The sequence below is a fragment of the Microvirga massiliensis genome, assembly GCF_001006805.1.
Classification (GTDB): domain Bacteria; phylum Pseudomonadota; class Alphaproteobacteria; order Rhizobiales; family Beijerinckiaceae; genus Microvirga; species Microvirga massiliensis.
Genome location: NZ_LN811364.1, coordinates 99,545 through 108,404 on the forward strand (window position 1 = coordinate 99,545; position 8,860 = coordinate 108,404).

An 8,860-nucleotide genomic window follows, 5' to 3' on the forward strand; every position below is an offset into this window, starting at 1 on the left:
CTAGCGGGTCAGCGAGCTCGGATCACAGGGCAACTGATGCTGGAAGTACTCGCAGCCGCAGAACCACTGCCAATACGGGTTTTCTGTCCAGCGCTGCACCACCGCCTCATCGGACAGGTTGAAGGTATGCTGGAGATAGGACAGCCCGACCATCAGCCGGGTGGGCTTGGCGGGCCGTCCAAGCGGCCGATAGAAGCGGCCAAACTCGTGATCGAACCTGTCCCAGTCGATCAGACTGGCCAGGCGAAAGAGCTCATGGCGCTGATCGAGGATCTGATCGAGACGGCTGCGATAGAGATCGCCGGAGCTCGGCAGCGTCGGCTTGGGTCCCATGCCAAAACACCGGTTTTGAGTGGGTCACTCCCCAGGAACCGGCATTTTACAATGCTTCGCGAAGACCAAGAATCCTTTAGCCGCAACAAGTTGTGGGTTGTTCAGGGCCGACTACCTAGAGCACTAAGTCGGCCCACATAGGAGCCTCTTCAACCCACCAGCGCGGATGTGGGCAAAGCTGAAGCCGGTGCACCTACCTCGTGCAGCTTTTGGAGGTTTTGACGGTAAGCTGCGTGCAAGTATTTTCGAGATGCTGATCCTTACCAAACCGCCCGCTCGGATTCGTCGCGATGAGATTGAAAGAAGCGGCAGTCGAGGAACCTGCAAAACTCGCAAAAGCGATGGTTCTGACCTCAAGTCACACCTTCGGCATACGGAGCGCTAAGAGCGAGAGGTCACCTTTGAGCGGCACAACGAATGAGGCGCGGCTCACGCGGACTATAGAGTTTGCTAGCCGCCAGCGAGTTGATGTGCCGTCTATCCGCGCCGAGTAAACCCAGAGAAGCCAATAGACTCTCGTAATCTGCTGTATCCGGGTAGGTCGAGTTGCCTTGCAGATAGCGCCCAGGCTGCATGGCCACTCCAGCGCAAGCATGTGGGGTGATTATGTGGACTTGAGGATGCTCCACAGCCCAATCACGTCGTCGCGCTCGGCGAGATCCAGTTCCTCGACCTCGTCATGGTAGAGCCGGCGGGCCTCGTAGCCGAGCTCAAGCCGGACCGCATAGCGCTGCGCCTCGGCCCAGGTCCCGACCCCGTAGAGCGTCGGCTGGCCAGGTGCTTCGAACGCGTAGCAACTGCCCTCGACCTCGTCGGGAAATGAACAGGCTTCGCCAACCCGTGATCACACGTCAAACTATCGACTGTCATGGCTTAATCGCTTGGATCACAACACCAGGGCCGGCTGACGTGCCAACGTTCTTCACGTCCCTGAAACCCGCCTGTTGGAATGCCTTCAGAAGCACAGGAACTTCGTCTGCAGTCGCCCAAACGTTTAATCCTGAAGCAGGATGGCCGGCCCCGATGCGTCCACCGGAGCGCATAACCTTGAAACTACCTTGCGCCGCAGCGTTCCAATCTTTGACATCTCCAAAACGTAGACGGTTCGAGATGATACATTTGACTGTTCCCGGTTCAAATATTTCACCAATCTCTTCAAATGAACCTTTGATATGGTTTGGAATGCCTTTTGTTGCTCCTCCACTCAAAGGATTCACCGGATTTAAGTTTGTGAATTGCTCGCTCCCTTTCTCTAGGGCACCACCAACATTTATCTGATCGTTCTTGGCCCGAATCTTTGGAATTTTGGACGGAGCTGAGCCCGGCTCCTTGGCACCACGCCGGACACCTACAATCCGGGAAATGACTGCCTTAATAATCATGCCACCAACAATTGATAGAGCGACTGCCGTGAGTTGCTCCTCAACGCAAGCAACCAAGGCACTCCTTGCGTCTCTCATCGTGGCAATAATTTGTGGTGTGGTCGCTGGACATATGATGGTCGGAGCCACTACCGCGCCGCCAGCGCCCCAGAAATAAGCAACTGCCGGCTTCACGTTACTGCCTCCAATGGCAGCTGCTTTAGCTGCATCAAGGCTGTCGAAGATGTCGTTGGAAGCCTCACTGACGACGCCAAGAGTGAAGTCGACCATGTGCTCCGGCACAAAGATCGGCAGCTCTATACCTTCACAATAGACGTTATACCCGCCAAGATAGATGCCAAAACCAACGGCTGTGACGATCCTGTCTATATAGCGCGCGTTGTCTCTCGGTGACGACACGCGAAAACGGATCTCATTTGGCTTTGTTCGGTCATCCGGCTCGAACTCGAACCAAGTTAAGTCTTGCGGAGGGTTGCCCATAGCGCGCCATGTTACTGTGGGAGGAACCTTGAGGCGGTGTTCATAGCGCAGCATCCCCCTTTCGCTCTATGAATGGCGTGCGTGGAAACACCTCCATCATCACTGCTCTCCTCACGAGTCTCGCTCTGGCTCTGCCCTCAACCGACCCTGTCCTTCGGCGGCAGCTCAATGCCTGGATCAGGATGATGGGCGAAACGGCAGAGCGAATCTCAGGGGATAGGGAGAGCGGTTAAGAAACCCGCTTCATGGAGTGGCACCGCGCGGGCAGGGAAATCTCGCGCGCCGTCTCCTTCGGGGCGGGACGATGGGGCTGGGAATCCGCACCTAGGGCCAGGATCTCTCCCTTACCGAGGGAGTGCCCCGTTCAAGCTGCATGGTCCCGGAGCACCCGGCTCACCGCGACGTGTGAGATCGAGTGCCCCTTCGCCTGGAGAGCGTCCGCAATCACCCGGAGCGATGCGCCCTCGGCCTTCATCGCCACCGCTTCCCGAATGGCCTCCTGCTGCTCCTCGTGCGGGACGAGCTCGTCCTTCTCATCGAGCCGGTAGCCGAACGGCACCGTGCCGCCGAGAAACCGGCCGCGGGTCTTCTGATCGCGCCTCACCTCCGCGATGCGTTCCCGGATCCGGTCGCGCTCGGCCTCCGCGACGGCGGAGAGGATCGTGAACACGAGCTTGGAGATGCCGTTGGCCGTGACGTCGCCGCCGAGATCGATCATGTGCAGCGCCACGTCGCGCTCTTTCAGCTTTGCGAGCACGTCGAGCGCATCGAGCGCCGAGCGGAACATGCGATCGAGCTTCGGGGTGATGATCACGTCGCCGGGCTTCACGCGCGCGAGCAGCCTCGCGCCTTTCGGACGCTCGCTGATCGGCTTCGATCCCGACACGCCGCGCTCTATGAACACCTGGTCGAGGGTGAGGCCGTGCATCATGGCATAGCCCTCGACCGTGCGGCGCTGCGCGCCCAGGCTCTCGCCTTCTTCCGCCTGCCGGTCCGTCGAGACCCGGACGTAGCCCCACACCGCCATCGCGCCCTCCTGTTAAGCCGTAAAGCTGCAGGCTGGGCAGGGGCACCTGTAAAGCTGTTTAGCAGGGTTACAAAAAGGGGTGACTTTAAGCCTTGGACGGCCTGCTGCAGATCCTGCATCGTGACCCTGTCCGCACGTTGCAAGACCAGGAATTCGTCTGCTTGCTGGAAGGATATACACTCAGGTCCGGCATGAACCTCCGTGTGTAGTGTCTTACCCATGCCGCCTTCAGGAGGTCCTTTCGAGCTTTAGTGCCACGATCCCCTCATCGACGGTCCCTAGGCCGACATGATGACGTTTTCAATTGTCGACATTGAGCGGGCTCAGACCGCCAGCTACAGCTATGTTGGTGGCGCGGGAGACGGACCGGTCCCGGAGCTGACTTGTCATAAACGCCCAGAAAAAAGTTCCGACCTGGGAGCGGAGGCCTGCTCTATGATCCCATCCGGCACACAAGGCTTTACGACGTCGAACCTTTGAGTCTTACTCTCGAAGGAAATTTCCAAGACGGCGATTGCCCGAGACCAAATTGTCCCGTCCGGAAATCACGTCCGCTTCGGTCACGCTACTGGAGCGGGAAGATAGTGGCTCCCCTCGACCTACGGGTCTCGACCGCAGGTGGCCGCGTCGCACGAGGCAAGGATCGCGCCTGCGCTCACCGCCTCCGGGCAGTCCACCATGATCAGCGATCAAGACCAGTCCCATACAGCTACAGCAGGACGTCAGGCTTTTCTCAGCACAACGGCTCGGCGGTGTTTGGGCTGGGCTGCAGCTGCTCTCGTGTCTCTGGCTCTGGTGACAGGTATTTATCTCACGTGGCAGAAGCAGATTCGCCAGGAACAGCTCCGCTGGGCCCAGGAAGCAGCCCGTCAAGGTGACTTCGACCGCGCCATCACCAATTACTCCGAGGCCATCCGCCTCAATCCCCAGGGTGCCGACGCCTACTACTACCGCGCCTATGCCTACTGGAAGAAGGGAGATCTCGATCGCGCCATCACTGACCTCTCCGAGGCCATCCGCCTCAATCCCCAAGACGCTCTCGCCTACCACAACCGCGGCAACGCCTACTCCGCCAAGGGCGATCTCGACCGCGCCATCACTGACCTCTCCGAGGCCATCCGCCTCAATCCCGAATACACTCTCGCCTACCACAACCGCGGCAATGCCTACTCCTCCAAGGGCGATCTCGACCGCACCCTCGCCGACTACACCAAGGCCAACCGCCTCAGACCATAGTATGCCGGGCCTGTCGCAAACTCTGGCGTCGGCCGCAGGATGAGCCGTAGCAGTCCTCTTTTCAGGCTTTGTTAACCTGCGGAAGTCCGAAACAGAGCGCGAGCAGTCGGTTCTGCTCGCGCACCGTCCAAGCGCCCGCAAAGCCGAACCCCTTGCGCAGCTACAGCATGGCCTCGAAGCCCTGAATGGTGCGCCGCGCCGTGCCGAAGGATTGAAAGCCGCCGATCCGCGGCATGTTTTTTTGACCCGGAAATGGTCGATCTCGATCCCTTGCTGCAGGTGCTTGGTCACATGGTGGAGCGGCGTGTGAGGCAGGAGCCCGTCTTTCCGGGCTGCCGCGATGGCCGGTGGATAGGGACCCGCTCCATTGGTGCCGATCCGGTCGGGGGACAGCAGCGGCTCCTCCTGCTGCATCTTGCGGAAGAAGCGCTTGGCCGCCTCCAGATCGCGCTTCGCGGTGAGCAGGAAGTCAACAGGCGTGCCGTGCTTGTCGATGGCCCCTACAGGTAGCGCCACTGGCCGCGAATGCGGATGTAGGTTTCATCAATGCGCACCGACCCGCAGTGCGGTTCGCGGAAGGCCCGCAGCCGGCGCTCGATCAGCGGAGCATAGGCCAGCGCCCAGCGGTTGAGGGTGGAGTGGTCGACCTCCAGGCCGCGCTCCAGGAACAGCTCCTTGATGTCGCGGTAGCTGAGCGGGTAGCGCAAATACCAGGAGACGGCCTGCAGGATCAGCGATGCCTCGAAATGCCGGCCCTTGAAATCGCCCTTGGACCGATGCTTGAGCCGCTCGACAAGGGCGTTCAGGATCATGGGCCACCTCCGGTTCGGAGGCCGCAAAGTCAGCCGGCATGCCTAACAAGCCGTGAACACCAAAACTTTGCGACAAGCCCCGAAACTGTGGCTGGCGGCCGCGGCAGGGCTCGAACCTGCAACCCTCAGCTTCGAAGGCTGATGCTCTGTCCAGTTGAGCTACGCGGCCAAATGATCGCGTTTAACGCTATCAAATCACGTGTGATCTGCTTCATATATGGCCCCGTTTATGGAGAGTACACTGATTTACCGGCACCCGTGAATGGAGACACCGGCCCCGGGAAATGCTGGAGGAGCGGTGCCATGAACTGCTGTCCACCCATTGATCGCGTCGTCTGCCTCTCAGAGCTCTCGAAAGACCTCGAGGGCGAGTTGCGCCCGGTGGAAGCCGTGCGCGAGACATGCGACCAGCTCCAGTGCGTGACGCTCGAAACCGTGCACCAGCTCGACCTAAAGGTCTTTGCCCATGTCTGCGACTCCGAGACCGGCAAGGTCCGACCTTTCGGTACCTCGACCATGTACTCGGCCTGACAGAGCTTGCGAAGAGGTTCTCGCCGATACCAGAACGGGCCAGCATAGCCGTCACCCTCTGACCGCCCAGGTTCGCCAATCCGTGTTCGGGCGGCTGGCCGGATACGAGGACGTCAACGATGCCAACCGGCTGCGGCGGGATCAGGGGCGCGCAGCGCTCAAGCGAGACCTCGAAGCGGCGCGCTATGCGGCCGATCGCGCTTTCCGGCAATACGACGCTGCCGACCCAGTCAACAGGCTGGTGGCTGGCGAACTGGAGGCGCGCTGGCCGGCACCGGAGGATTACGACCGGGTCTGAGAAAACCAGCGGCGGTTCCGCCAGCTCGTCTCGAACCAGGTGGCGAGATCGGCATCCCAAATGCCGCGCAGCTCGTCGGGCGACAGCTCCCATGGTGTCTTGGGCATCAGCTTCTCCGACGCCTGGACCATCCGCTCGACGTGCTTCGGGGGAAGCCGCGGGTTCTGTGGACCGTTTAGAGTTGTTACGCAAGCCACGAGGCAAACCATTTGCCGCTCTCACTCGATCAGCTCGTCGGCGTGGACCAGGAGCGTGGGCGGGATCTCCAGGCCGAACGCTCTCGCGGTCTTGAGATTGATAATGAACTCAATCTCGGTCGGCTGCAGCACGGGGAGGTCAGCAGGGTTTTCGCCCTTGAGGATTCGGCCAATGTAGACGCCGACTTGGCGGAATCCATTGGTCAGATTGGTCCCATACGTCATCAACCCGCCCGCAACGGCAAACTCCCGCCACCCGAAGACCGCGGGCAGCCTGTGACGAAGCGCAAGTGCAGCAAGTTGCTTGCTACGACTGGTGTAGAAAGAATCGCCACTAATCACCAAACCGGGCGCCTTGAGTTCGACCGCTTTGGCGAAGGCCGCCTCCAGCTCGCGATCCGTGCCGGCATTGAGAACGTGCAGTTCAACCTTCAGGTCGCGGGCCGCCGTTTCCAAATCCCGCAATATCTCTTTCGCGCGAGCCGGATCAGTCTGATTGACGAGCACGGCAAATGCCGTCTCCGCAGGGAAGAGTTCTAGCATCAACTCAAGCCGCTTTCGCCCGAGCCTGACATCAAAAACGCTGACGCCTGTTGCGTTGCCTCCTGGCCTGCTCAGACTTGCAACAAGCCCGGCTTCAACCGGGTCAAATCCTGCCACGAAGACGATGGGAATGGTTCGGGTCGCCGTCCAGGCTGCGCGTGCTCCCGGGCCATTCGCGGTGATTACATCCACCTGACGCTGAACGAGTTCCGCAGCCAAGGCCGGCAGCCGGTCGGTTTGATGTTCCGCGAAGCGGAACTCGATCACAACGTTCTGGCCCTCGACGAAGCCGGCCTCTTTCAGACCTTGGCGAAAGCCAGCCAGAAGATATAGGTCTTCTCCCGGCGCGCGCATGGTCAGAAAGCCGATCACCGGTATCCTTGGCTGCTGCGCCCGTGCTGTGGCTGACCACAAGGCTGCTGTTCCGCCAAGGAGCGAGAGTGCAGTGGCTGACCACAAGGCTGGTGTTCCGCCAAGGAGCGAAAGAAAGTCTCGCCGTCTCATGGCCTCACCTCGCCGAGGCGTTGCCGTGCGCTGTTGAACCCCCAACCTCGACACCAGCCAGTAGGCTATAGCGAGCGGGAGACAGATTCCATCGGGATCTGACCCTAGCCGTTGTGGCTCTAGGGCGGGGCGGCAAGTGAATGCCCTCCGCAGTATGCAGTATTACGTGCGCAACACCTGACCCCGCTCGGTCGCTTCATGCCGGGTGAGGTTCTTTTAGCTGCCGTCGGCCTCCTTGCTCCTGGGCCATCGGACCCATCGGAACCCTGCCGGGCTGTCGCCATTGTCGCCTTCAGCCCTGCCTTCCTTGATCTTCAGCAGGGCCCAGCTCTTGCCCTCGCGGTGGCTCCTCGCGAGGGCTTTTTCTATGTCAGGCTCGATCGATCAGCTTCACGAGTTCTCCAAAGCCCTCGCGGTATGAGTAGCGGTTGCGCTCGCACCACTTCACGAAGCGGTCGAGATCACTCACCGAAGCGCGGATGTTGATCTGATCGATCGGCTCGTCCGATCCCATGCGCTTCTTGCGTCGCCGCAGCGGCGCCTCCCGGCTCCGGAAACCAAGCTGCTCCCCTATCCTGTCATTTTCAGGCGCTACGGGCTCGCGCTGCGCTGGTGCCGCCGGCTAAATGTCGGATTAATCTTCGAGTTAGGATAGTTTTGAGGTGAAGCTGATGGCGCCTTCTACACCATGTCCGACAGGTTAGGATGAGGCTGGGGCGTGCACCGGTCCAAAGCCAGAGCGGACCCTGCAGCATGACGGACAATGATTCAGCCGACCGGCGGGAAGTGTCGTAGGCAGCTGAGAGGCGTAGATAGGTCTTCCCGCAGAGTGGAGGCGCATGAGGGAGAGCGACATGCCCGTCCATGGCACGCAATTAGCCATGGCCGGTCGCCCGCAACGACACCGTCGAGGTGGTGCCTTGGTGGTCCCTAGACACTCGTTGATCGACAGCGGTTTTGTTCTAAGTCTTTGATTCGATTGGTGGGTGTACAAGGACTCGAACCTTGGACCCGCTGATTAAGAGTCAGCCGTTCTCGTTTTCAATGTCCGCAGTCGTTGCGCCGTGCTGGCGAGACGGCGGTACGGAAAGCGCCACGCCGCCACCAGGGTTTTGAGCCCCTCCCACAATCTAGCGTGCATTGCCGCCTCGCTCTGAGCCTAAAACCTACGAGACGTCTGACAGGAAGTGCCACGATTTGAGCCGTTGCGGGTCCATAACGAATAAGGTCCTACCCCGAGGGTTGCGTGAGAAGCCGTAGCCTGCCCTCGGGCAGGCTACCCATTGCACGCCGACTGCCCCTATACCACTGCGATCCGTCGTGGCTTTGCCGCTTCGGCTTTCGGCAGAGTCAGCGTAATGACGCCGTCCCGCATCTCAGCCGTGATCTTGTTCTGATCGATCTGGCTGGATATCCGGAAGTTCCGCCGATACGGCCCGACATTGTACTCGCCATAGACGGGCTGTAGACCTTCATACTTCTGGAAATCAATGCGGCCCTCGATGGTGAGCACGCCA

At 60.2% G+C, this 8,860-nt stretch carries 8 protein-coding genes, 1 tRNA gene and 4 pseudogenes; 4 read left to right on the plus strand and 9 right to left on the minus strand.

Translation table 11 applies throughout. The annotated features are described in order from the left end of the window. The 3 genes and pseudogenes from BN1233_RS34090 to BN1233_RS34100 all read right to left on the minus strand — a co-directional run. Nucleotides 1–333, minus strand: a pseudogene (locus tag BN1233_RS34090) (transposase); the annotation flags it as partial. Between the two features lie 866 nt (nucleotides 334–1,199). After that, the gene (locus BN1233_RS34095; RefSeq protein WP_046868090.1) at nucleotides 1,200–2,249 is read right to left on the minus strand and encodes a hypothetical protein; all 1,050 of its coding nucleotides are present in this window, start codon (nucleotides 2,247–2,249) and stop codon (nucleotides 1,200–1,202) included. 310 nt (nucleotides 2,250–2,559) lie between these two features. Then, on the minus strand, nucleotides 2,560–3,222 hold the full coding sequence (locus BN1233_RS34100; RefSeq protein WP_046868091.1) for a recombinase family protein: 663 nt from the start codon (nucleotides 3,220–3,222) through the stop codon (nucleotides 2,560–2,562). A 780-nt stretch (nucleotides 3,223–4,002) separates the two neighbouring features. Between BN1233_RS34100 and BN1233_RS34105 the strand changes: the two genes are divergently transcribed. Beyond that, the gene (locus BN1233_RS34105) at nucleotides 4,003–4,458 is read left to right on the plus strand and encodes a tetratricopeptide repeat protein (RefSeq protein WP_052764057.1); all 456 of its coding nucleotides are present in this window, start codon (nucleotides 4,003–4,005) and stop codon (nucleotides 4,456–4,458) included. Nucleotides 4,459–4,519: 61 nt separating this feature from the next. Here the strand turns inward: BN1233_RS34105 and BN1233_RS34110 are convergent. Beyond that, a pseudogene (locus BN1233_RS34110) lies at nucleotides 4,520–5,270 on the minus strand (IS6 family transposase). 92 nt (nucleotides 5,271–5,362) lie between these two features. Further along, a tRNA-Arg gene (locus tag BN1233_RS34115) sits at nucleotides 5,363–5,439 on the minus strand. A gap of 134 nt (nucleotides 5,440–5,573) precedes the next feature. On the opposite strand from BN1233_RS34115, the gene BN1233_RS48795 reads away from it, so the two are divergent. The 3 genes and pseudogenes from BN1233_RS48795 to BN1233_RS51360 form a co-directional block, all read left to right on the plus strand. Then, nucleotides 5,574–5,801, plus strand: a complete 228-nt coding sequence (locus BN1233_RS48795) for a hypothetical protein (RefSeq protein WP_046868092.1) — start codon at nucleotides 5,574–5,576, stop codon at nucleotides 5,799–5,801. Then, nucleotides 5,771–5,943 (plus strand): annotated as a pseudogene (locus BN1233_RS47730) (transposase); the annotation flags it as partial. The gene BN1233_RS48795 and the pseudogene BN1233_RS47730, both read left to right, overlap by 31 nt. After that, nucleotides 5,935–6,069: pseudogene (locus tag BN1233_RS51360) on the plus strand (recombinase); the annotation flags it as partial. The pseudogenes BN1233_RS47730 and BN1233_RS51360, both read left to right, overlap by 9 nt. A gap of 14 nt (nucleotides 6,070–6,083) precedes the next feature. Here the strand turns inward: BN1233_RS51360 and BN1233_RS50695 are convergent. From BN1233_RS50695 to BN1233_RS34135, 4 genes are all read right to left on the minus strand, one after another. Further along, nucleotides 6,084–6,206: a hypothetical protein gene (locus tag BN1233_RS50695; protein ID WP_280139509.1), complete on the minus strand. Its 123-nt coding sequence runs from the start codon at nucleotides 6,204–6,206 to the stop codon at nucleotides 6,084–6,086. A gap of 111 nt (nucleotides 6,207–6,317) precedes the next feature. Further along, nucleotides 6,318–7,211 carry an ABC transporter substrate-binding protein gene (locus tag BN1233_RS34130; RefSeq protein WP_244471087.1) on the minus strand — a complete coding sequence of 298 codons (894 nt, stop codon included), beginning with the start codon at nucleotides 7,209–7,211 and terminating at the stop codon, nucleotides 6,318–6,320. 502 nt (nucleotides 7,212–7,713) lie between these two features. Beyond that, nucleotides 7,714–7,857, minus strand: a complete 144-nt coding sequence (locus BN1233_RS47735; protein ID WP_154678336.1) for a hypothetical protein — start codon at nucleotides 7,855–7,857, stop codon at nucleotides 7,714–7,716. 786 nt (nucleotides 7,858–8,643) lie between these two features. Further along, on the minus strand, nucleotides 8,644–8,860 hold a 217-nt coding region (locus tag BN1233_RS34135), incomplete at its 5' end, for an Hsp20/alpha crystallin family protein (protein WP_048710708.1).

Coding starts and splice junctions, on each gene's coding strand:
- BN1233_RS34100 (WP_046868091.1), bottom strand. CDS start 3,222: ATGGCGGTGTGGGGCTACGTCCGGGTCTCGACGGACCGGCAGGCGGAA.
- BN1233_RS50695 (WP_280139509.1), bottom strand. CDS start 6,206: ATGCCCAAGACACCATGGGAGCTGTCGCCCGACGAGCTGCGCGGCATT.
- BN1233_RS48795 (WP_046868092.1), top strand. CDS start 5,574: ATGAACTGCTGTCCACCCATTGATCGCGTCGTCTGCCTCTCAGAGCTC.
- BN1233_RS34095 (WP_046868090.1), bottom strand. CDS start 2,249: ATGCTGCGCTATGAACACCGCCTCAAGGTTCCTCCCACAGTAACATGG.
- BN1233_RS47735 (WP_154678336.1), bottom strand. CDS start 7,857: ATGGGATCGGACGAGCCGATCGATCAGATCAACATCCGCGCTTCGGTG.